This is a genomic window from Amycolatopsis australiensis (assembly GCF_900119165.1).
Lineage (GTDB): Bacteria > Actinomycetota > Actinomycetes > Mycobacteriales > Pseudonocardiaceae > Amycolatopsis > Amycolatopsis australiensis.
Window position 1 is genome coordinate 7,200,286 of sequence record NZ_FPJG01000006.1, and the last position, 23,171, is coordinate 7,223,456.

General features: G+C 68.8%; 16 protein-coding genes. 10 read left to right on the forward strand and 6 right to left on the reverse strand.

Features of this window, described 5'->3' with window-relative positions:
• Positions 1-420 precede the first annotated feature (420 nt).
• Positions 421-2,400, forward strand: a complete 1,980-nt coding sequence (locus BT341_RS34535; protein ID WP_084743101.1) for a sensor histidine kinase — start codon at positions 421-423, stop codon at positions 2,398-2,400.
• A gap of 198 nt (positions 2,401-2,598) precedes the next feature.
• Complete coding sequence (locus tag BT341_RS34540) at positions 2,599-3,801, forward strand: macrolide family glycosyltransferase (protein ID WP_177328966.1); 1,203 nt, start codon at positions 2,599-2,601, stop codon at positions 3,799-3,801.
• A gap of 156 nt (positions 3,802-3,957) precedes the next feature.
• Here the strand turns inward: BT341_RS34540 and BT341_RS34545 are convergent, their stop codons facing one another.
• Positions 3,958-5,154, reverse strand: coding sequence for a glycosyltransferase (locus BT341_RS34545; RefSeq protein ID WP_084743103.1), 1,197 nt, complete (start codon positions 5,152-5,154; stop codon positions 3,958-3,960).
• A gap of 47 nt (positions 5,155-5,201) precedes the next feature.
• Complete coding sequence (locus BT341_RS34550) at positions 5,202-6,575, reverse strand: glycosyltransferase (RefSeq protein WP_072480220.1); 1,374 nt, start codon at positions 6,573-6,575, stop codon at positions 5,202-5,204.
• Positions 6,576-6,742: 167 nt separating this feature from the next.
• Here BT341_RS34550 and BT341_RS34555 point away from each other — a divergent pair, with 167 nt between their 5' ends.
• Entirely contained in the window at positions 6,743-7,399 is a 657-nt protein-coding gene (locus BT341_RS34555) for a response regulator (RefSeq protein ID WP_072480221.1), read from the forward strand.
• A gap of 48 nt (positions 7,400-7,447) precedes the next feature.
• Here the strand turns inward: BT341_RS34555 and BT341_RS34560 are convergent, their stop codons facing one another.
• Positions 7,448-10,249 carry a beta-glucosidase family protein gene (locus BT341_RS34560; protein ID WP_143168747.1) on the reverse strand — a complete coding sequence of 934 codons (2,802 nt, stop codon included), beginning with the start codon at positions 10,247-10,249 and terminating at the stop codon, positions 7,448-7,450.
• Here BT341_RS34560 and BT341_RS34565 point away from each other — a divergent pair.
• From BT341_RS34565 to BT341_RS34580, 4 genes are all read left to right on the forward strand, one after another.
• Positions 10,202-11,242: an ABC transporter ATP-binding protein gene (locus tag BT341_RS34565; RefSeq protein WP_143168748.1), complete on the forward strand. Its 1,041-nt coding sequence runs from the start codon at positions 10,202-10,204 to the stop codon at positions 11,240-11,242. The genes BT341_RS34560 and BT341_RS34565 overlap by 48 nt on opposite strands.
• Positions 11,243-11,286: 44 nt before the next feature.
• Positions 11,287-12,030, forward strand: coding sequence for an ABC transporter permease (locus BT341_RS34570; RefSeq protein WP_177328967.1), 744 nt, complete (start codon positions 11,287-11,289; stop codon positions 12,028-12,030).
• Between the two features lie 1,162 nt (positions 12,031-13,192).
• Positions 13,193-13,657 (forward strand): hypothetical protein, encoded by a 465-nt coding sequence (locus BT341_RS34575; protein ID WP_143168749.1) that lies wholly within the window; start codon positions 13,193-13,195, stop codon positions 13,655-13,657.
• 229 nt (positions 13,658-13,886) lie between these two features.
• Positions 13,887-14,636: a VC0807 family protein gene (locus tag BT341_RS34580; protein WP_072480226.1), complete on the forward strand. Its 750-nt coding sequence runs from the start codon at positions 13,887-13,889 to the stop codon at positions 14,634-14,636.
• A gap of 456 nt (positions 14,637-15,092) precedes the next feature.
• Here BT341_RS34580 and BT341_RS34585 read toward each other — a convergent pair whose 3' ends face one another.
• Positions 15,093-17,816, reverse strand: coding sequence for an AAA family ATPase (locus tag BT341_RS34585; RefSeq protein WP_084743104.1), 2,724 nt, complete (start codon positions 17,814-17,816; stop codon positions 15,093-15,095).
• A 488-nt stretch (positions 17,817-18,304) separates the two neighbouring features.
• On the opposite strand from BT341_RS34585, the gene BT341_RS34590 reads away from it, so the two are divergent.
• Both BT341_RS34590 and BT341_RS34595 read left to right on the forward strand, forming a co-directional pair.
• A complete protein-coding gene (locus BT341_RS34590; protein ID WP_072480228.1) occupies positions 18,305-19,069 on the forward strand; it encodes a thioesterase II family protein in 765 nt (254 codons plus the stop codon).
• 149 nt (positions 19,070-19,218) lie between these two features.
• Positions 19,219-19,428, forward strand: coding sequence for a DUF5988 family protein (locus BT341_RS34595; RefSeq protein WP_072480229.1), 210 nt, complete (start codon positions 19,219-19,221; stop codon positions 19,426-19,428).
• 68 nt (positions 19,429-19,496) lie between these two features.
• Here the strand turns inward: BT341_RS34595 and BT341_RS44865 are convergent, their stop codons facing one another.
• Positions 19,497-19,805 carry a hypothetical protein gene (locus tag BT341_RS44865; protein WP_143168750.1) on the reverse strand — a complete coding sequence of 103 codons (309 nt, stop codon included), beginning with the start codon at positions 19,803-19,805 and terminating at the stop codon, positions 19,497-19,499.
• A gap of 486 nt (positions 19,806-20,291) precedes the next feature.
• Positions 20,292-21,047, reverse strand: coding sequence for a DUF2637 domain-containing protein (locus BT341_RS34600; RefSeq protein WP_072480230.1), 756 nt, complete (start codon positions 21,045-21,047; stop codon positions 20,292-20,294).
• A 1,037-nt stretch (positions 21,048-22,084) separates the two neighbouring features.
• Here BT341_RS34600 and BT341_RS47510 point away from each other — a divergent pair.
• A complete protein-coding gene (locus BT341_RS47510) occupies positions 22,085-22,846 on the forward strand; it encodes a PxKF domain-containing protein (RefSeq protein ID WP_143168751.1) in 762 nt (253 codons plus the stop codon).
• The last annotated feature ends 325 nt before the right edge of the window (positions 22,847-23,171 follow it).

Genomic DNA, 23,171 nt, shown 5'->3' on the forward strand with positions numbered 1-23,171 from the left:
GGACGCACCGGCGCCGCCCTCGAACCGGCTGGACAATCCGACGATCGCAATGTCTTTTCCCCGCACGCGCGCCTCTCAGACCTTCCGGCAGGTTCCCCCGTGTCCCCGATCCGGGCGCGCCGGAACCGGCGGCTGAATTCGTCGGCGTCGGCGCGAACGAAAAAACGAAACCGCGGCGCGGAATCGGGAGAGTCACTCGTTCGATGGTGAGGCTACGTTTGCCGCGGAGCGCCCAACCACCCCTCAAGAACCCCTAGACGAGTAATGCGTATGTCCGGGCGGTGATCACCGAACGCGCAGCCCGGCCGACCCGGCCGTCCTCCCGCAACCGCCGGTGCCGCCCCGGCGAACCGCTGCTCAAATCCCTGTTTCTGCCAGACTGGGTGCCGATCACGACCGAGCGGAGGGGAGGTACCACCGGTGCGCACGGATCCGGCTACGCCAGAGGGACGCTGGGCACGGCTGTTGCTCGCGCCCGCGCGTGGCCTCGCGCTGTCCGCGCTCGGCGTCGCGGAGCTGGGCGCGCTCGCGCTCACGGTGGTCGCCGCCCACGCGAGCTTCCTGCTCCACCTGCGCTTCACTCGCCTGGCGTCGATGCGCTGGACCCGCGTGGTGACCGGGCTGCAGCGCCGACTCGCGCGTGCCTGGGCCGGCGTCGAAATCCCCGAGCCGTACTCCCCTGCCCCGGCCCCGCCCCGGCCGGATGCGGACGGACTCTACCGCGACGGGACGAAGCTGCACCGCAGTGCACGCATCCCCCGCTACCGGCAGACCGTGCGCTGGATGGTCGACGACGACGCCACCTGGCGTGACCTCGCCTGGCTGCTGCTCGACTCACTGCTCGGCACGCCGCTGATGGCCGTGCCCGCGACGCTCCTCTGCGCCGGCATCGCGCTTCCGGCCGGTGTCGTACCGACACCGGCGGGTGCCTGGGCCGTCGTGTCCGGCGTGGCGCTGGTCGCCGCCGGATTGGTGCTCGGCCCGGTAACGCTCCGCCAGCACGCTCTGGCGGCGAAGCGGTTACTCGCGCCCACCGGACGGTCACGGATCGGGGGCGCCGCCCGCGCCGGGCTTCGCGCCGGCCGGGCCCTCGGCCGGCTCGGCGCCGTCGCCGCGATGGCCGTCGTCGAACTCGCCGTCGCCGCACTGTTGATCGTCAGCGTCGTCCCGCTGCACGTACTCGGCATCGGCTGGCTGTGGTGGGAGATCGTGGTGACCCCGGTCCGCGAGCTGGCGCAGCTGCGCCGCCGGCTGGTCACGGAATGGACGGGGGTCGCCATCCCCGAGGCCTACCTCCCACCGCCGGCGGGCCCGGTGGCCCGTCCCGACGGCCTGTACCGCGAGGGCAACCGGCTCTACCGCAGCCGGCGGCGGCCGGTGCAGATCCGGCGCCAGCGCTGGATCATGTCGGACGTCGCCTCCCGGCGTGAGCTGCTGTGGCTGGTCACCGACCCGGTCCTGGTGCTCGGGCTCGCGCTGCCGCTGATGGTTCCGGCGCTGCTCGCCCTGTTCGCGTTGATCTGGCCGTGGCTGTGGTGGCCGATCGCCGGGCTGTTCCTCAGGTACGACCCGGCAGGCCCGTGGCACCGGCTGCTGGCGGAGCTGCCCCCGCTGCCGGGCTGGTGCCACCACCCGCTCACCGGGATCGCCACCGGGCTGGCCCTGTTTGCCGTCGGCATCTCGTGGGCACCCGCTTTGCTCCGGGCGCACAACCGGTGGGCCAGGCTCATGCTTTCGCCCGCCAAGGGCACCGTGCTGGCCCAGCGGGTGGCGCACCTGGACCGGACGCGCACGGTGGCCACGGCGGCGCAGGCGGCCGAGCTCCGCCGAATCGAACGCGACCTGCACGACGGGTCGCAGGCGCGCCTGCTCGCCATCGGGCTGAAGCTCGACCTGATCCCCGACCTCGTCGACACCGACCCGGAAGCGGCCAAGGCCGTCGCCGAGCAGGCCCGCGAAGCCGCCGGCCAGGCCATGCAGGAGTTGCGGGACCTCGTGCGCGGTATCCACCCGCCGGTGCTCGCCGAGCGCGGGCTCGCCGACGCGATCCGCGCCCTCGCCATCGACAGCCCGCTCGACGTCGGTGTCCGGGTCGACCTGCCGGGGCGGCTGGAGCATCCGCTCGAAACGGCCGTCTACTTCGCGGTGTCCGAGCTGCTCACCAACGCGACCAAGCACGCACGGGCCAACCGCGTGGACATAGCCCTCTCATGGCGGGCAGGGACTCTTACCGTCACTGTCACCGACGACGGGCGGGGCGGCGCCGACCCGGCCGGGGGCAGCGGGCTCGACGGCATCGCCCACCGGCTCGCCCCGTTCGACGGCACCTTCACCATCACCAGCCCGCCGGGCGGCCCGACCGTCGCCACGGCGACGTTGCCCGTAACCGGGTGGAGTTAACCACCGTCGGTTCCGGTTCCCAGCCGGGTTCCGCCGGCCGTGGCCGATCCGTACTGTCGGTCACGTCGAACCGGCAGCCCGCCGGGACCGCGCGCCGGGGAGGGGAACACGAGGATGGAGCGCCGACAGCCGGGCCCCCGCAGTGCGCCGACATCGGCCGACCGCGTGGCTGACCAGCGCCCGATCAGGAGAAGACCCGTGTCATCGGACCACATCGCCGTGTTCAGCTTCGCGGCCACCGGGCATGTCACGCCCTTGCTCGGCATCGTGGAAGAGCTCGTCCGCCGCGGCCACCGGGTCAGCTGGGTGAGCACCGCCGAGTTCGCGGAGCGGATCGAAGCTACCGGCGCCGCGGTCGTGCGCTACGAAGGCGGCCGCAGCGTGTCGGATGTCGGCCTCGACGACATCACCGGGGACAACGCCGTCGCGCTGTCCGAGGGGCAGTTCGCGGAAAGCGTGGCCGCCGCGGAAGCGGCGGAGGCCTGCTTCGCGGCCGACCCGCCCGATCTGGTGCTCTACGACACGACCGTGCTGGCCCCGGCCCGGCTGCTGTCGGTCAAGCTGGGCGTCCCCGCGGTGCAGCTGTTCCCGTCGTTCGCGGTCAACAAGCGGTTCTCACTCCTGGAACGGATGCCCGAAGTCGCGAAGATGTGGGCAGAGAGCGGGATCGCCGAGACGCTCGGCGCGCGGCTGGCGGGCTTCCTCACCGACCACGGCGTCGACATGCCGGTCGGCGAGTTCTACTCACGGGCCGAGCCGCTGAACCTCGCCGTGCTGCCGAAGGTGTTCCAGTACGCCAGCGACCGGTTCGAGGACGGCGAAGTCGTGTTCGTCGGGCCGTGCCTGGGCAGCCGTGCGGAGGCGGACGGCTGGACGCCGCCGGCGTCCGGCCTGCCCGTCGTGCTGATCTCCCTGGGCTCCCTGCGCTACCACCAGGGCGGCAGCTTCCTCCGTGACTGCGTGGACGCGTTCGCGGGCCTGCCGTGGCATGTGGTGCTCTCGACCGGCCACCAGGTCCGGCCGGAGGAGCTCGGCGAGCTCCCGGCGAACATCGAAGCTCACCCCTGGCTGCCGCAGACGGCGGTGCTGCGCCACGCCGCCGTGTTCGTCACGCACACGGGCATGGGCAGCACCATGGAGGCGCTGTACTTCGGCGTCCCGCTGGTGGCGGTGCCGCGCATGCCGGAGCAGAACGCAGTGGCCGACCGGATTGTCGAAGTCGGTGCCGGCGTCAAGATCGCGCACGACGAGATCAGTGCGACGCGGCTGGCCGAGGCCGTGACCCGGCTGGGAACCGACCAGGACACCCGGTCCCGGCTCGCCGTGCTGAGCAAGCTCACCCGGGACGCGGGCGGCGCGGCGCGCGCCGCCGACGAGATCGAACGCGTCCTGACCGCCTGACCAGGCAGGCTCCTCCGCGGAACGGCAGTCCCCCAGTGTCCGTGCTCGCGGAGTGCGCGGGCGGTGCGGCAGGACCCTCGTACCAGCCGCAGCGCCCCAAGACCCGGCACACAGGCGAGGCGATGGCCTCGTCTGTGTGCCGGGCCGATCCGCGGGTCACGCGACACCCGCGCCGTTCACGATCCGCTCGAGCCGCTCCGGCGCCGTCTCCACACCCGGCAGAGCGAGGATCCGCCGCCGCGCCGCGCTCGCGGTCGCGCGGAACGACCCGTCGGTCAGCACTGTCTCGCATGCCTCGGCGAGCGTCGCCGGGTCGTCACCGGTCACGCCGACCCCGACGCCCAGCTCGGTGACCCGCTGGGCGTTGCGCGGCTGGTCGCTGCCCTGCGGGCGCACCACCATGGGGACCCCGGCGCGCAGCGACTCGCGGATGCCGTTGTACCCGCCGTGGTTGAGGAACAGGTCGGCAGCCTCCAGCACCAGCGGCTGGGGCACGTGGTCGACGACGTGGACGTGCTCGGCCTTCGGGAGGTCCGCACCGATGCCCCCGGTCGCGACCACTGCCACACAGTCGACTTCGGACAGTGTGGCGAGGATCAGCCCGACCTCGTGCTCGGGCCTGATCGACGACGGCAGCGGGACGCCTTCGCGGTTCAGCTTGGCCTGCATCGGCAGCGAGGTGCCGACTGCGGCGTAGACCAGTGGCTTGCCGGCGGGCAGGTCCGCGATCCACGACGGCAGCGCCTCACCGGGCCGGGTCAGCACCGGTTGCCGGAACCTCAGCTCCACTGGCCAGGCGTGCGCGGTGAACGACAATTCGGGTGGCAGGTAGTCGACCCGGCCGTAGCCGTAGAGGCCGCGGCCCGAGCCCGCGATGCCGAGCGCTTCGCGGTGCGCGTCGAGCGGGTCGGCCAGCCGGGCGGGGTCCAGCAGGATGGTGGAGCCGCCGGACATCGCGACGTGCGGAATCTCCAGCTGCTCGGCCACCAGGTAGCCGATGACGTCGAAGTCGTCCCGCAGCACCAGGTCCGGCTTGAACTCGCGGGCGGTGTCGAGCACCGGCGGCAGGATCTCCCGCCAAACGCCCAGCCCGAAGACCAGGTTGATGCCCGCGGTCTGGTCCTGTTCGCCACCCGCGGCGGCGTGGCCGGCGGCCTCCGCCGCCGCCATGCCCTTGAGAAGCGCCGCGAGGCCATCGTATGCGTTGGGCAGAAGCGGCGACGCGGTCACCGGTTCGCGCGCCAGTTCGGCAAGCATCGGCTCGGAGGTCACGAAGTGGATCTCGTGCCCCGCTTCGGCCAGTGCCCTGGTCAAGGGGATGAACTTGCGGACGTGGGACGGTGAGGCGTTCACCGTGGCCAGTACACGCACAGCGTTGCTCCAGTCTTCCGGCGCGGGTGTCAGCCCCGCGCGGCCGGCGTGGCCTGCGTGGCCACGTGGTGCTCGATGATTTCGACCGCCGCCTTGACGCCGCCCGCGGCGCGCTGGCGGTCGCGCCAGTACCCGGCGCGGCTCGCGAACCGTTCGTCCGTGAGGAGGTTCGTGAGCCGCTCGGCGATCTCGGTGGGGTCCAGCTCGGGCGCGTACCGGATGGCCAGGCCGGCCCCGCAGTCCACGACCCGCGCGGCCCAGTCGTGACAGTCCATCCAAAACGGCATGACCAGCATCGGCTTGCCGAAGTAGCTGGCCTCGCTGACCGCGTTCCCGCCACCGTGGGTGAAGAACACCTTGACGTGCGGATGTGCCAGCACCTCGGTCTGCGACGGCAGCCACGACTCGATCCGCAGGTTCGCCGGCAAGTCCGGCGGCAACAGGTGCTGGTGCGACGCGGGCAGCCGCCACAGCACGTGATGCTCGCCCGGGAGCCTCCGCACCGCCTGGACGATCCCGTCGACCTGCCCTTCGGTGGGCCGCATGATGGTGCCGAATCCGATGTAGACGATTGAGTCGTGGTCGTCGAGCCAGCCGGTCAGCGCGGTCCGCTCACCGGACGGCTCGGGCACGACCGCGCCGATCATGTGCACGTTGGCCGGCACATCCGGAAATTCGTACTCCACGCCGAAGACGGAGAATCCCAGCACCGACACGGCCTCGTCCGCGTAGGCGGAGGAAACGCAGGCGGGATTCCGGAAGCCGCCGGCCAGCCGCGCCTTGAAGAACTCACCGAGCTTGCCCGACGCGGTGAGCGCCTCGCCCAGCTCACGCTCGAACCGCGCGTTCTCCTCCAGTTGGGCGGGCGTCATCTTCCTCGGCAGCCCGGAGAACGCCTTCGGGAAGTCGGCGGGCACGCGCTCGGCGTAGACCACGCTCACCGGGATGGGCACGCTCATCACATACGGGATGCCCCTGGCCAGGGCCGCATCCATGACGTACGGCGCGTCCTGGTCGACGACGATCAGCGCGGGGTCGACCTCGTCGAGCACCTTCAGCGCGCGATCGTACATGCCTTGCAGGTATTCGGCGTCGATCACCCGGCCGAGGTAGTCGGCGGCGGCCCGGCCCCGCGACGGACCGGTCATCGCGGTGAAGATCGCTTCGTCCCAGTTACGCGGCAGGTGCCGGGCGTCCGGCTCACCGAGGGAGGCGAACCGGATGGCCTTCGGCAACGCCGGCGACAGCGCCTCGATGTCGGCGCGGCGGTCGTCGGTCGACGCGAAGACCAGCGGGGCGCCGTCCCCGCGGGCCAGTTCGGCAGCGATCGTCAGCAACGGATTGATCCGGCCCGCCTCCGAACCACTGGCGAACAACAACGGACGGACGTGCGGAACGGGCATGGAGATCCCCCTGGTCGCCTGTGGTTTCCTGTCCGGGCCGATGGCCAGGACACCCAGGCTCCACCCAACGCGGCCGGGATGGCACCGCCAACCCCTACGGAACCCCAGCACGGCACCTGCCCAGTAGACTCACCCGTGGTGACCGCCCGACCACGTTGGAGCCAACGATGCAAGTCGTCCTCGCCGAAGACCTCTTCCTGCTCCGCGACGGGATCAGCACGTTGCTCAAGGCCAAGGGCTGCGAGATCATCGCCGCAGTGGAGAGCGGGCCAGAGCTCGAGCGCGCGCTGCAGGAGCACACCCCGGACATCGCGATCGTCGACGTGCGGCTACCGCCGACGCACACCGACGAAGGTCTCCGGATCGTCCTGGAGGCCAGGCGGCGCACGCCCGGCCTGCCCGTGCTGGTGCTGTCCCAGCACGTCGAGCAGCTCTACGCCCGGGAACTGCTCACCGACGAGGCCGGCGCGGTCGGCTACCTGCTCAAGGACAGGGTGCTGGACGGCACCCAGTTCATCAACGCCGTGCGCCAGGTCGCCGCGGGAGGGACGGTGATGGACCCGGAGGTGATCAGCAAGCTGCTGGCCAGCAACAAACGCACCACCTCGCTGGCCGATCTCACCTCGCGCGAGTTCGAAGTGCTGGAACTCATGGCGGAAGGCCGGTCCAATGCGGCGATCGCGTCCCGCCTCCACATCACCGAAGGCTCGGTCAGCAAGCACTCCGCCAACATCTTCGGCAAGCTCGGGCTGGCGGTGTCCGACGACGACAACCGCCGGGTCCTCGCCGTGCTCGCGTACCTCAACCGCCCGCGCGGCGGGTGAACCCGTTCGTGCGGGCCGCGTTGACGTGGCCCGCACGAACGGAGCTTCTCAGCGGCTGCCCGTGCCGATTCCGCCCACCGAGACGTTCTGGCGCAGCACGAGGTCGGCCGACGAGGGTCCGGCGTACACCGTCCTGCTGCCGGTGCCGAGCTGGAACGACCGCGTCTCCGAGTTCCACGAACTCAGCTGCGCGGGGTCGACGGTGATCTTCACCCGGGTCGACGCCCCGGGGGCCAGCGTGATCTTCGTGTAGCCGGCCAGTGAGAAAGCCGCTTGCGGCATCCGGAGTGCCGGGCTTGGGCCGACGTACACCTGGGGCACGTCGGATCCCGTGCGATCGCCGATGTTCTGCACCGTGAGCGAGGCCACCAGGGTCTGGCCATTCCAGACGGTGCTCAGGTCACTGTAGGCGAACTTCGTGTAGCCCAGCCCGAACCCGAACGGGAACAACGGCTTGACCTGCTGCGCGGCGAACCAGCGATAACCGGTGTAGATGCCCTCCGAGTACTGCACCTGCCTGTCCACGCCAGGGAACCGGCGCTTGTCGCCGCCGATCGCGGTGGCATCCGTCGCGGTCGGGAACGTCTGGCTGAGCCGGCCTGCCGGTTCCGAGTCGCCGAACAGCAACGCCGCCGCAGCAGCCGCCCCCTCCTGACCGGGGTACCACATCTGCAGCACCGACCGGACCTTCGGCAGCCACGGCATGGTCACCGCCGATCCGGTTTCCAGCACCACAACGGTGTTCGGGTTCGCCGAAGCGATCGCGTCGATCAGTTCGTCTTGGTAGTCGGGCAGGGTCAACGTGGTCCGATCCGTGCCTTCGGCGTCGTCGTCGGACGCGAACACGATGGCGGTCTTCGCCTTCTTCGCCGCCTCAACCGCCGGCTGGAAGAACTCCTGCACCTGGTTGGGGGTCACCCAGCGCGGAACCACTTGGAGGTCGCCGGAACCGACGCCGGGCAGCCGGGTGATGCCGATCGTATGGGACCCGGCGTTCAGGTGCAGCCGCATGATGCCCGGCACCGACGAGGTGAAGAACTGGGTCGTACCGTCGAGCGTGAGCAGGGCCAGCCCGCTGCCGGACACTCCCATGGTGAAGCGGTAGTCGCCGGTGACCGAAACGGTGAGGCTGCCGCGGTAGTCGGTCGAGCCGTCGGCGGCCAGCCGGACCGTGCCGTCCGCCGCGAACGGCGGCGCCGGAGTGAACGACGCGGCCGGGATCGGCGTGCCGACCAGGTCGATGCCCGGCGTGTAGGACACCGTGCCGGTGCCCGCGCGGGTGCTGATCGTCTGCCGCGGCGCGACCGCGGTGTCCGGCACGACCTGGGAACTGCCACCGCCACCGATCTTCGGAGTGTTCGCCGCCGGACCGATCAACGCGATGCTGCTCGCGTTCGCCCCGGTGAGCGGGAGCATGCCGTCGACGTTCCGCAGCAGCACGGACCCCCGTTCGGCGACCGACTTGGCCACCTTCGCCGCATCGGCCGCGTCCCGCACCGGCCGGGCCGGGGCCGGATCGTCGAGCAGATGGAACCGCGCCATCTGGGTGAGGATCCTGGTGACCGCGGTGTCCAAAGTGGACAACGGGACGGTACCGGCGGTGATGGCATTCTTCAGTGCCCCGCCATAGAACTTCTCGGTGGGCATCTCCTGGTCCAGGCCTTTGGTGATTGCGTCGGTGGACGCGGTGGCCTGCCAGTCGGACAGAACCCAGCCCTGGAACGCCCACTGGCGGCGGAGGATCTCGTTCATCAGCTCCGGACTGCCGCACGACGGCGTGCCGTTCACCTTGTTGTAGGCGCACATTACCGAAGCCACTCCCGCGTCGACCGCGGCCTTGAACGGCGGGAGCTCGATCTCGTGCAGCGTCTGGTCGTCGATGACGGCGTCGAGCGTCAGGCGATCGGTTTCCTGGTTGTTGACCGCGAGGTGCTTCATCGTGGCCATCGCGCCCTGACTCTGCACGCCGGTGATTTCACCGCTCGCCGTGCGCGAGCTGACCAGCGGGTCTTCGCTGAACGTCTCGAAGTTGCGCCCTGCCTGCGGCACCCGAATCGAGTTCGCCATCGGGGCGAGCACGACGTCCTGGCCCAGCGCACGCGCCTCCTTGCCCAGCACGGCACCGTATTGGGTGGCGAGGTTCTGGTCGAAGGAGGACGCCAGCGCGACCGGAGCGGGCATCGCGGTCGCGTGCTTGGCCAGCCGGACCCCCGCCGAACCGTCGGCGAACCTCAGCGGCGGGATCTTCAGTCTCGGCACTCCGGGGATGTACCCGGATTCACCGAGCGAGTTCGGATCGGTAGCACCAGTGACGAAGGACAGTTTTTCGTCCAGGGTCATCTGCGCGACCAGCTCCTGTGCCCTCGCCCGGGTCGAGGCCAGACCGTCACCCTGCTGCGCCGAGGCCGGCGCGGCCATGACAACGGTCATAAGCAGCCCCACGCCACTCGCGGTCAGTGCGGTCCGCCGAGACGGTCTGCCGAAAAGTGTGTTCGATCGTTCCATGATTCGCTCGCAAACAAAATCGAATTCCCCAATGCGCCAAGCCCGACAGCCCCGGCACGGCCCGGCGCGGTCTTTGCCCGAAGACCACCGCGGCGACGTCCCGGACAGCGGCGAAATCAGTGCCCCCAGCACAGCCGGGTCATTCGGACCCGGCGGGCGCATGTTACCTCGTGGCATCGCCGCCCGCCCCACGTTCGCGCTGATTCTCAGGGGCCCCGCAACGCCCGCGGCGCCGAAAATAGGGGTACCGCCAACCGCAGCCCCTATCCTCGCCGGACCGCCTTCCACGGCCTTCCGGTGCCCGCTACCGTCGAAACGACTCGTTTCGGCCCGGTCTTTCCGCACCGGCTGGATTTCCGCCCGAGGGGGCCCGATGAACGCCCGGCCGACGAAGTGTTGAGCGACGCGATCACGGTCACCGCGGTGGTCAAGCGGTTCCCGCAGGCGATGTCCCCTTCGCTCGACAGGGTGAGTTTCCGGGTGGCGCCTGGCGAAGTGTTCGGGGTGCTCGGATTCGCCGGAGCGGGCAAGAGCACTGTTCTCGGCGTGCTGGCCACCCGGCTGCGGCCGACCGGCGGCCGGGTGCTGGTCGGCGGGACCGACGTGGCCGCCCACCCGGTCCTGGCCCGGCGGTCGCTCGCACTGCTGCCCGGCCACACCACGCTCGACCCTGCCGCGACGACCCGGCAGAACCTGCTCGCTCACGCGACCTATCACCTCATCTCCCGGCCGGTCCGGGAGCGCCGCGCGGACCAGCTGCTCGAATCACTCGAACTCCGGCCCGTGGCCGATGCGCGAGCGGGCTCGCTCACACCGGGCGAGGCGCTGCGGGTGATGCTGGCCCGTGCGCTGATGCACGATCCACGCGTCCTGCTCGTTGACGAGCCCCGCGCGACGAACGCGGCAGCGCGGGGTTTCCTGCGCGACCGGATCGTCGAGCTCAAACGAGAGGGTGTGACGGTGGTGCTGGCTTCTCGGGAACTGAACGAGATCGAGGGCATCTGCGACCGAGTCGCCGTGCTCGACCGGGGCAAGCTGGTGGCGACGGGCAAACCCGCCACCCTGATCGATCGGCCGCGGACGCTGGTGCTCACCGTGCAGCTCCGAGGTGTCTGCGCCGAGGAGGTGGCCTCGATGCTGGGCAGGATGCGGTCGGTCCGCGCCGTCGAGCGGTCCCCGGCGGAAGACACGACGCTGCGGTTCCGACTGCGCTGCGACGAAGATCCGGCGAGGCTGCTGGCGGAGGCCGTCGAGGTACTCGGCTACGTCGGTGTCACGACCATCAGCGCGCTGTGCGGCCAGGTGACGCTGGCCGATGTGATGGAGGATCTTAAATGACCGCCCGCGTACGCTTGTCTGCCGGCGCTCTGTCCTTTCTGGCCATGCTGAGGAACGACATCGAAGCCGGTGTCCGGCACTGGCGGCAATTCCTGGCCCGGACGCTCCTGCTGCCACCGAGTGTGCTCTTCGTGTTCGGCAGGCTGCTCCCCGATCTCGGCTACGTCAGCGGCGGTTACGCGAACGTCCTCTTCCCGGGCCTCGTCGCGGCGAGTGCGTTCATCGGCGCGCTGCACGGGACGGCGTTACCGCTCGCCGTGGACTTCAGCTGGACCAGGGAGATCGAGAACCGCCTGCTGGCACCGCTGGACACCCGCCTGATCGCGCTGGAGAAGGTCCTGCTCGGCGCGCTCCGCGGGCTGCTGAGTGCGGCGCTGGTAGTGCCGGCCGGGTTCGTCGCGCTGGGCGGAGTGCAGTGGCCGCTCGCCTCGGCGCCCGCCGCGTCCGGCATCCTGTTGCTCGGCGCGCTCACCGGCGCGGCGACCGGGCTGGCGCTCGGCAGCCTGGTGACTCCCTGCCGGGTGATGACAGTGTTCGGTGCCGCGTTGCCGCCGCTCGCGTTCACCGGCTGCATCCATTTCCCGCTGGACCGGCTGGCGGGCATACCGTGGTTCCGGGCGGTCTGCGCGGTCAACCCGCTGACCTACGTGGCAGAAGGACTTCGTGCCGCACTGCTGCCCGACGAAGCAGCGATCACCGTGCTGCCGGCCATCGCGGTCCTGACCGGTGTCCTCGCGGTCGCCGGGCTGGCCGGCGTGCTGGGATTCCACCGACGCGCGCACGCGTGAAACCTCCGCACGCCGACCAGGTCCGGCTTGGACGCCGGCTACGGCGAAGAGCAAGCTCGCGCGCAGCTTCTCCCCGGGTGATGCGATCGAGTACTCCCGCACCACGCCGCACCGGCGAGCAGGCCGTCGGTGCGCTCCGGATCGAGCCCAGGCAGCGTCCTGGAATCCACCGACTGGAGCAGCCCCGGCGATCAGCATTTCTTTCGTCATTCCGAGTTTGCGTATGGCAGAGCTGGTTTTCGCCACCCAGCCTCCGAACGCGTCGATGTTCGGTCAGTAGTCCGGAACTGGTGTCGCTGGGCCCGTCGGCCCGGTCGAGCTCGAGAACTCCCACCACTTCGACGATCCGGTCCCTGGAGGTGACCGTGATTCGGCACATGTCAGCCGGCCCGCGGCGCGAACGCGGGCCAGGATTTCCGGCGACGATGCGCTCGACTTCCCGCCAGCCGCTTGCCAGTCCGGCAGGCCGAGGACGGCCCGGCGAGCGCTCTCCCGTAGGCGTGCGCCAGTGCCCGCCTCGGCGACGGCAGCCAGGCCGGCAGCGGTTCGGCGACGCGCCGGGCATTGCGCGGCTTCCCCTCCCCACGAGCACACCACCATCTGCGGCCGCTGCGCCGGACTCCGCCGGCATCGGATCCCAGGTGGCGAACCTACCTCTGTCCGGTTCATGTCAACGTGTCGGCCAACGGCACGAACTTCTCCGAGCGCGAGGGCGAAGCGTTGCCACTGGCCAGGACCCACACTGAACCCCGTTTCGACGCCGCTGGCCCGTGCCGGCGGCCGAGGCATCCGTTCGTGGGTGGAACCCTCGCAGAGCGAGCGGCGACCGCTCAGCGCGCCAAGCCCTTCCCTGGATAGCGATGCTTGTCCTGAGTTCACCCAGGCCCCCCAAAAAACCTATTCTTCCCGTTACAGTCGGCGCTCACCTGGCGCGGTGTCCGCGGCCCACACGGCACATCGCGGCGCCGGCCAGCCGGAGGCCGGTGCGCTGAGGGGTGGGGCAAAACTCCACCCCGGAACTCCCGTCAGCTCCACTACCGCGACGTCCGGCCGGCGATTAGATTGGTGCTGCTCCGAGCCGTTGACGCGCATACCGGCCGAGCACCGCCAGCCGTTCGATGTGCAAGCAATCCGCGCGTCCGTGTACCCAAAGGATGAAACTGTGACCATTCCCAGCGGCTCTCAGGGAGCATTACGGCGTGTGGTCTTTCTCATGTACCTCAATCTCGCGATCAGTTTGGCCGTCGGTGTCTTTACGTACCTCCACTTCCAGGAGGTCGTCGACTACCAGCTGGCGCACCTGCCGGCTCCGCCGAAAGACGTCGAGAAAACCCGTGACACTCTGACCAAGCTCACCTGGATCCGCTTGGGCGTGGTCGTCGCGCTGGCCGTCGTCTACATGAGGATCGCCCGAAGCCTGCCTCTGAGGCGCCGCCGCACCTACGTCCGGCTCTTCGTACTCACCCTCGGCGGGTGCATCGCGATGGCGTACCTGGTGATCGCCGGCGGCTCTCCGGACTGGACCCGTGCTGCCCAGACGTTGCAGGGCGTGGTTCTGCTGGCACTGTTCTTCACATTGCTGGGATCGGACTGCCGGGCACACTTCTTCGCGAAAGCAGCCAGATAACCAGCCGTCCGGGCGGGTTCGCGGAAGTCGCAGTTCAGCGGCAGGAGCCGGCCGCGGGGAGCGCCGGAGTCACCGCCGCCGTCGGCGCGGATGGGGCCGGCCAGGGTGGAGCTAACCCCACCCGTATCAGAGAGATAGGCGCATTGCCGCCGCGCGCACCACCCCTTAGCCTTCAATGGCCGGGCCGGGGCACGTCCCACCGGAACTCAGAGGATCGGAGCTGGAGAAAGTGACCGACGGAAACAACCACCCCAACCCGCGTAAGGCGACGACCGACGGTCAGCAGGCTCCGGAGTTTCCGGCCGATGCCACCGAAGAAGAAAAGTTGCACGCCGCCGCGGCGCGCCGCAAGTTCCTCATCTCGGTCATCACCGGCCTAGGCGCTCCGCTCGCTTTGTACTACGGCCTGCGCGCGCTCGAGTTCTCTCCGCTCGTGGCGCTGGTGATCAGTGTCGTGCCCGCGATCATTTCCGTTCTGTACAAGCTCATGAAGGAAGGGAAGCCCGACGCGATCGCCATGTTCACGATCGCGATGCTCGTCATCGGCACCGTGCTCACGCTGGTCACCGGAGATCCCCGCTTCATCTTCGCCAAGAGCGGGGTCGTCACCGGCGTGATTGGGTTGTTCGTGCTGGCGACGACCCCCCGGCGGCCTGCCATCTTCCAGGGCATCATGAACCTGCAGCCGTCCGCCGCCGGCGTGGCCAAATGGGAAGCGAACTGGGCGAACTCGCCGGAAATCCGGCAGACCATGCGCGGCGTGAACGTCATCTGGGGTCTGGGCCTGCTGCTGGACGGGATCGTCCGCATCACCTTCGCCTACATGCTCCCGATCGACTCCGTCCCCGGATTGACCTTGATCCAGTTCATCGTGGCGATCGTGCTGATCCAGATCGTGAGCAGGCGCTACGGTCGCTGGAACCTGGCCCGCAAGGGGCTTCGCCTGAATCGCAACGACCTGGTCCCGCTGCACCAATGACCAGCCACCAGCCAGCAGCGACCCCCGGGCGAAGACCCGGCCGGGCGCTACCGCACAGGCGCTTCCGACCTGATTCGCCGCCCTTCGCCGCACGGCAAGGGCGGCGAATCTCGTTGCCGTTCAGCGCGGGTAGTTCACAAGAACGGGTGGGCGGACCGGGGAGTGAACCACGACGCGAAATCGGCGTTCGTAACAGGCACACGCCGCGGTGTCCGGGGCGCGGAACCCCAATAACCCGTGGGCACTCCCGGCCGGTGCGGCGGGCGCGGCTCCGTTCCGCTTCCCGGGACGGACCGGTATTCCGGAAGCACGCACGGCGATGCCACGACCGGAAAGCCGGTCGTGGCATCGCTGCTGCACGGCAAGGTTGCTCGGTCAGCCGGGAGGGAACCTGCAGAACCTCTTGCTCCGGCCGAAGCCGGCCCGGACACAGCAGCCCGGGCCGCCCCGCACGCTTCAGTGGCAAGAGGCGAGCGCGATGTCGGCGGTGTCGGTCTTCAGCACCCGCCGGAGTTCGGACCGGCGCCTCACGTTCAGTTTTCGGAAGATACGGGTGAGGTGCTGCTCGACGGTGCTCACCGTGATGTGCAGCTTCCGCGAAATCTCCCGGTTGGTGCTGCCCAGCGCAGCCAGGTTCGCCACCCGTCGTTCGGCGTCCGACAGTCTGAGAAGCGCTTCGGCGGCTTCGGGAATGTGCTCGTCGGGGGCCTGCCCGACATCGACCCGGTCGAGCAGCCGTTCGGACAGCGGCCGGAGACCGTGTTCCTCGGCGACCGACTTGGCTCGGCTGACCAGGGCGCTCGCCTTGTCCAGCTCCCCGACCTCACACAGCCGCTCGCCCAGCGCGATCAGCCCGGAAACCAGCTCCACCCAGTCACGGACAGCTTCGGCCAGCTCGATGCTCTCACGCAGCAGGGTCAGGGATTGCCGGCCCTCGGTCGCCGCCGCCATCAGCCGCAAGCCGGTGGCACGCATCCGGCCTCCGCCGCCGCGTGCTTCGAAGTGCTCGCGGACGAGCTGGCTCACCCGGCCGGCTTCCCCCAACTCCAGGTAGGCCTGCGCAGCATCCGTGCGCCACGGCACGATGCCCGGCAGGTCCAGCTTCCAGCTGATCGCGAGTTCGCCGCACTGGAGGAATGACCGCAACGCGGCACGCGGCCGCCCCACGGCCAGCTGGAGCACCCCCCTGGCCCGCAGGTACATCAGACCGAAGGTCGTCTCGTAGAGGTAGTCGGGCACCTCGTGGGCCAGCCACTCCGCCGCCGCGTCGACCTCGCCCAGGAGGCTGTGCGCGCACACCAACACCGCGAGTGGCGCGCCGATACCCGCGCCCCAGCCCTCTGGCGAAATCCGCCGCAGCGCGTCCCGGGCATAGCCGATCGCGTCCGGCAGATCTCCCACCCTGAGCGCGATCTCGGCCCGCACGTTGAGGAGGACCGCCGCACGCGTGGCCGCGCTGCCGACCTTCGCGATCAGCCTCTCCGCCCAGTCGGCCGCCAGGTCGGCGCGGCCCGCGTAAACCATGGTGAGCAGGGCGTTCTGGAGGGCGGGAAGGGACACCGCGCCGAAGGTGGTGCTGCCGAGGACGTCTTCCGCGCGGCGCAGGGCGGTCCCCAGGTCACCGAGCGGGTCGAGCGGCTCGGCGGTGGGTGGGCGCGCGGTCAGCGGCCGGCCGGTCGTCGCCGTGCGCTGCCGCCGGAGCTGTTCGGCACCGAACCGATCGAGCAGCGCCGGACACCACATCCGCAGCCAGAGGCGGATGGACCGCACCTCGGCCAACTCCTGGTCGTCGAACCAGTCAAGGGCAGCGCCGAGCCTCCCGAGCACCTCGGTCGCTTCGTCCATCCGGCCGTACCACACCAGGCTTCGCACCAGGAAGCCGAGATCCGCCGGGCCAAGGTGCCCGGCGACAGCCACGACGCCGCTCAGCAGCCGCCTCGCCGACTTGGGGTTGATGTCCCACTGAACCTTCAGCTGGTCGGCGAGCAGAACGGCCCGCTCACGGTCTCCCTCGACGGCGTTCAGCGCGCACTGGACACAGCGCAGGGCGAACTCGTAGTCCCCGACCACCCGCGCGCCAGCAGCGGCACGCACCAGGACAGACACCATCCACGGAGTGCGCTCGAGGTTGCTCGGCACAACGTGGCTCGCGACTGACCGCGCGTCGTGTCCCTCATCGTGCAGCGTTTGGGCGGCACGGGCGTGCAGCGAAGCCCGGTGCGCCAGATCGACGTTCTGCAGAATCGCGCAGCACAGCGCGGGGTGCCGGAGCCTGCCGTCGACGACCAGCCCAGCCTCGGTGAGCAGCCGCACAACGCGGGCTACGGTTTCGATCGGGAGATCGACCAGGCCGGCCACGGTGACCGGCGACGCCGCCGTGCCGAGCACGGCGAGTGCCCTTGCCACCTCGGCCGTCTCATGACCACCGGCGGAAACACAGGTGAGCACCGCGTGCTCGAATGCCTCCCCCGGCCTGATGACCTGTCCCCCGGCTGCGGAATCCTCGATCAGCGCGCTCACCAGCAGCGGGTTGCCACCCGTCATTGCCTTGAGCATGGCTGCATCGGCCGCGGCGCTCGAGCCGATCTCCGCGTTCAGCAGTGACGCCACCCCGTCGGACGAAATGGGAGCGAGCCGCATGCGGGCGACCCATGGCTGGCGAAGCAGCTCGACGCGGAACCGGGTCGGCAGCGCGAAGGCGCCGACAGACTCGTTGAGCATCAGCAGCACCGGCAGCGACCCTAGTCGCCGGACAAGGTAAAGCAGGCCCTCCAGCGAAGGAAGATCGGCGTGCTGAGCGTCGTCGACGGTGACCACCACAGGTCTCCCCGCGGCTTCGTCGGAGAGCAGGTCGAAGACCGGCTGCCAATCGTGCCTCTGCTGACCCGGCGGGGCCGCCCAGTCCCCGGTGAACAAGCCCGGGAACAGCTGGCGAAGCACGCCGAACGGGCGGTCCTGTTCGGCCGCCGACGCGGTCGCCGCGTGCAGGATCATGCCGCTCTCGATGATTTCCTTGCTGATCGTTCGCATCAGTATCGTCTTGCCCGTTGCGGGCGGGCCGGTGACGACCACGACTTGGCCCCGCCCGGCCATCCGGCCGGCCAAGCATTCTCGTAGTCTCGCCAAATTTTCTTCGCGTTCGACAAGCATCATTGGCTCCCCCCATGACCCCGAACACATCGTTTAATTCAACTTATGCTGAAGTTTCAGATGACGCCTCGAATCACCCGACGGAACTCCAGCGCCCAGTACATCGAGAGCTCCACCTGTAGCGGGATCGCGGCCTCGTTACCGCGTCAGAGGCGCACCGGCCTGTGGAACACCGAGACCGAGCCTGCCCATGCCCGGAACCCCCACGACCATCTTGGTGCAACAGCGTCGTCAGCTCTTTCATCCACCCTTACCCGACAGTGGACAGTTTACCCAGAACCGGTAAGCCGTGGTCAAGAGGCGACAAGTCAACCGGGCGGCGCCACGCCGCCAATACACGGAAGCGATTAAAGAAAGGTAAAAGCGGAGCCACGCGAGCAAGCCGCTGATGCCGCGGAGGTGGACAAGGGGGACCCCTACCCGCTTCAGGGGTTGACCGCCCGCACGGGCGCGTCCAGGGTCGAACCCAAGAAAGTGGGTCCCGCCATACCGGACATAAGCAGAGGAAGGACATTGCCGTGAGGGAAACACCCCGCGACGACGGGCTGTGGATACGCCGGTTCCATCCCGCGGACAACGCCTCGAACCGAGTGCTCTGCTTCCCTCATGCGGGTGGCTCAGCGAGCTACTTCTTCCCGGTGGCACGGGCGCTCTCCCCGAAGACCGAGGTGCTCGCCGTACAGTATCCCGGACGGCAAGACCGGCGACACGAACCGGGTTTGGACAGCATCGACGCGCTCGCCGACGCGGTGCGAGCAGAGCTGAGCCCCTGGCTCGACCGCCCGATCGCCCTCTTCGGCCACAGCATGGGTGCGACGCTCGCGTTCGAAGTCGCGCGACGCCTGGAGCAGGACGGAACCGTTCCGCTGGCGCTGGTCGTTTCCGGCAGGCGGGCACCATCACGCCACCGCCGGGAAACCGTGCACCTGCGTGACGACGAGGGGCTGATCGCCGAGCTGAAAGCTCTCAGCGGCACCGACGCGCAAGTGTTCGGCGACGACGAACTGCTGCGCATGGTGCTGCCCGCCATCAGGGTCGACTACAAGGCGGCCGAAACCTACCGGTTCCGCGAGGGCCCTGCGCTGGCAGCGCCGATTCATGCGCTCACCGGCGCCGAAGATCCGAAGGCACCCCTCGAGGACGTCCGCGCGTGGAGGAGCCACACGAACAGCGTATTCACGCTGCGAACCTTCCCCGGCGGCCACTTCTACCTCAAAGCCCACGCTCCCTCCGTAATCAAACTGCTCGGCTCCGTAGCCGCAGGAACGGCGTTCGCGGACTGACCGCCGAAGACCCCCTGCAGCACCCCTTACCCTTTCGACGGTCTTGCCCGACGTCATACCAGCGAAGACCATGAGACGGACCAAGTTTTTCCTTTCACCAGAACTGCCGGCTCCTCCCGGCGCAGACACGATCCGAAAAGGAGAACCTGATGTCGGCCGTGAAAGTTTCCCTTATCGGCGGCCCCGAGCACCTTCCCCAGGAATCACGCACAAGGCTCGTGGCGGATCTGAGCGAACCGGTGAAGATCGTCTTCAACGGCGGCTACGAGCACTTTGTACACCACGGCGAGTACGTTGATGACGGCTTCGAAAAAGTCGCCGTGTACCACTGGAGCGATCGGACACGGATGGCCGAATGACCAGGAAGCCTGACACCCCTCGGTGGCGCGCGTAATGAAGCGCGCGCCACCGCCTACCCGGACGCCAGCTAGTCCCGGACGACTTCAAGATTCGCCTCACCTCCATTGACCTGCCCCAGGCGAAGGTGATATCCTAAGAAGTCGACGTTCATGCCCTGAACCAGGGATATGCTGACCCCGTTCGACAGCAACGTCACAGAGTTGTGCCCCACCTTTTGCACCTGCAGTTCATGCCCACCGATTTCCACTTTACCTCCGCTGGACACGTCGAAATGACATGATTTCTTCTCGCAGCCAACATCGGCGAAACGGTCACATGCGACCGCCGAGAGAGCAGTACAGGCGGCAAGCAGGCCCGAAACGATCTGACGACGCATTGCTGTTCCCCCTAAGTCCCGTTATCGAGTGCTACCTGTCGTCGACAGGACGCAGGTGCTGACGAGGGGTAACCTCCTGCAGCCGATCGGCGACCGCACACCACCGCCGTACAACTCACGCCGTAACAGCCCAGGAGAACGGTCAGAAGTGGGGCCAGTTCCTCGACCCCGCGCCAAACGAGCCAGCGGCGCCGGCAGATCGCATCCTTCGCCAGAAAGCGCGCCCAGCCCGCTCATCTCCAACCCCAGTCCTAGGCGGAAGCCCGATCACCCCGTCCCACTCCCCACCCAGTCTGGCGTGCCGTCACTGCGATGACAATCCGCTCAAGTCCACCTCGTGAAGGTAGAGCTAGCCATACCTTGGCGACCAGCGCGGGCTTCCCACCGGCGACCAGCAGCTCGCAGCATGTGCCCCCGTGGAGCCACTGCACGGACGCCGACGCAGAACGCGGCGACCAGGCCGGACGCCTAGCTAGACCACAACTCTTAACCGGCGGGTTGCAGCACTTCCCCTCGCTCGTCCTCCGCGGCCTTCTCTGTCAGACCTGACCGGCGCTGTCCGGCCGTAGGCCGCGACGCTGCGCGTCCGTCGGGGCCATGACCACTGGCGCGCCATCGCCGCAGAACCCGCCGCCCATAGTTGTTCGTGCCAGCGATTCGATCAAGATCGGCGCCGGTCGGGGTTCGACCAGCCGCTTGCTCCTCGAGGTAGTACGCCCACATCAGCTCCTCAGCAGACTTCTCGCACCGCGAGGCTAGCTCCGGATGCAAATCGGCAGAGTGAGCTGCCAGCCGTGGGCGGTCGGCGAGCTCACGCCCCTGCGAGCCTTCCTCCAGCAGTCGGCCGCTACCTCGATGACGCTTCAGTGCCCGGTTCAACAACTCGACTGCCAAGAGCAGAGCAAGCGGTGGGCATGCCGCCACCACGATTGAGAACACAGACAGCCGCGGAGCCGAGCCGACGTTCGCACACAACGAGAGTAAGATACCGAAGCCGAACGCTGCCCACGCAGCCCACCGCCGTCCACCGCTCGGCTTCCACAGCTCGACCGTCGCCGTCGTCAGCAACCCGTCAACGATCAACGGCCAGATCGCCGCGGTCGCCGCATCAGCGCCGAAGCGCAGAGCAAAGTCCCGACCGTGCCGGTACGAGGCATACGCTGCCCCCAGGGCCACCAGGGTCGTAGACACGCACTGCACCCAAAGTGACAGCCTTTCACTCTCCGGCTTCAAAGACGTCATGATGAGCTGCCCCGTCGATGCCGTTCGATCTCCACGACACCAGAAAACTGCAGCTCACAGTCCTTGTCACGCCGTGGGGTTCTGGACGGAACCGCGCCGGGGGCACCCTCAGCGACCAGCAAGAAACGAACTCTGACCAGGTGAAACCTGAATAGGAGTCGATCTTGCGTCGTCCGGCAACAACCGGCGGCGCGCGGCTAAAGTCGGCCGAGCGCGGTCTATTCGCGGTCCACGACAAGCTATGACGTCGGTCCCGCGACCCGGCCAACAAGTGCGGCGGTGGCCGTGATCGAGCGCACAGTCCGGTGGCGGGCTGCCTGAGTTGCGTCGCCGAGGCGGATGCTTGGCTGGGTGGCCTCGCAGGCGAGCAGAGCTCCGATCCCGGGGTTCAGATCGGCCATCACAACGTCACTCAGCAGCACGGCGAAGGTCAGCTCATCACGGCGTACTACCCGCCGTGCTGAACTGCGCCCAATTCGTAAACCTGATGTCCACGTCAACAGCTCGGTGACTGCCCGGCCAAGCAGCCATGGCTGGGCCGGAGACTGACGTCTTCCTCGCTGTGTCTGCGCGGCTGACTGCGGTTTGCCTGTCCGGGCAGTACGGCAGGGCAGTTTGTTTGAGCGGCGCCCGCGGTTGAATCTCAGAGTGCGTTGCAAGTGAGGCCCCCGGGCCGATCGGGTCAGCTCCGGGGCTTCGTCACCCTCAGCGTCCCCCTCGGCCGTGAAAGGCTCCCTCATGTCACCTACCTCATCCCGAACCAGAACCCACTGTGCCGGCAGACCCGGCGCGCTGCTCGCCGCAGGCGGATTGACGACCGCGTTGGCGGTGGCCCCGTTCACCCCGGCCCTCGCCGCAGCCTCCCCAGCAACGATGACGACCATCTACAGTGCGGACGGCACGTTCCATGTGCCAACCGGGGTGAGCAGCCTGACGATCGTCGCGGACGGCGGCCATGGAGGCCATGGACGGGCAGGAACGGCGCACGCGTGATTGTGGCTGGAGGCGGCGGAGGCGGCGGCGAAAATGGACTCTGTTTGCCGTCGTCCGCGGTTGTGGGGGGTAACGGTGGTGACGCGGGCGCCAACGGCAACGCGGGCGGAAACTGTCCCAGCGTTACCGGAGGCGGCGGTGGCGGCGGTGCCACCACGACCAGTCCGGGAACGGGCGGCACCGCGGCCAATGGACCATGCGCCGGCCAGATCGGGACCACTGCGTGGGACGACCACGGCGCCAATTCACCAGCGCCCAGCCATACCGGCGGCGCGGGGGGCGGTGGTTACCTCGGCGGCGGCAGCGGTGGAGAGTGGGGAGCGGACTGTGCCAAATCACATTCTGGTGCGGGTGGCGGAGGCGGCGGTTCCAGCTACGCGGACACCACGGCGGGCAGCGTCAGCATCGGCACCAGCGGCCGCCACGAAGGGGACAACGGCCAGGTGACGATCACCTACCAACTGCCCTACACCTTCACCGGCTTCCAGTCGCCCGTTCAGAACCTCCCGGCGACCAATGTCGCCAAAGCCGGCCAGGCTATTCCGATCAAGTTCAGCTTGGGCGGCGACCAAGGCCTCGACATCCTCGCCGCCGGCTCGCCCACCTTCAGCTACGATTCCTGCACGACCCAGCTCAACGACGTCACGGCTGACACCGCGAGCAACTCCGGGCTCAGCTACGACGCCACCACCGACACCTACACCTACGTGTGGAAGACCAACAAAGCCTGGGCCGGCGATTGCGGCACCTTCCACCTGCAACTGAACGACGGCACTGACCACACCGCCGTCTTCCAATTCAGGTAACCCCACACACCATCCCCACCCGCGAGTGCGGGACCCGGCCAACACACACCCGGGTCCGGCACCGCCCTTGTGTGAACTACCGGAGCATCGACTCCTCCCTGACCGGTTTCAGCCTCGGATGCCGAAGTATGCGGACAATCTGCACGCCGCCGGAGCGTCGTCGAGGACCGAATAGTGCGATCCTGCATGGTCCGCGTGCGTTCCGGCAGCCCGACCGCTGTCTCGATACACCCCCAAACGCGACAAAGCGTCCCTGGTGCAGCTTCGCCCCTCCAGATCAGCAGCCCGGGTGCTTGCGGGATTGCCCTTACGGGCACGCGAAGTG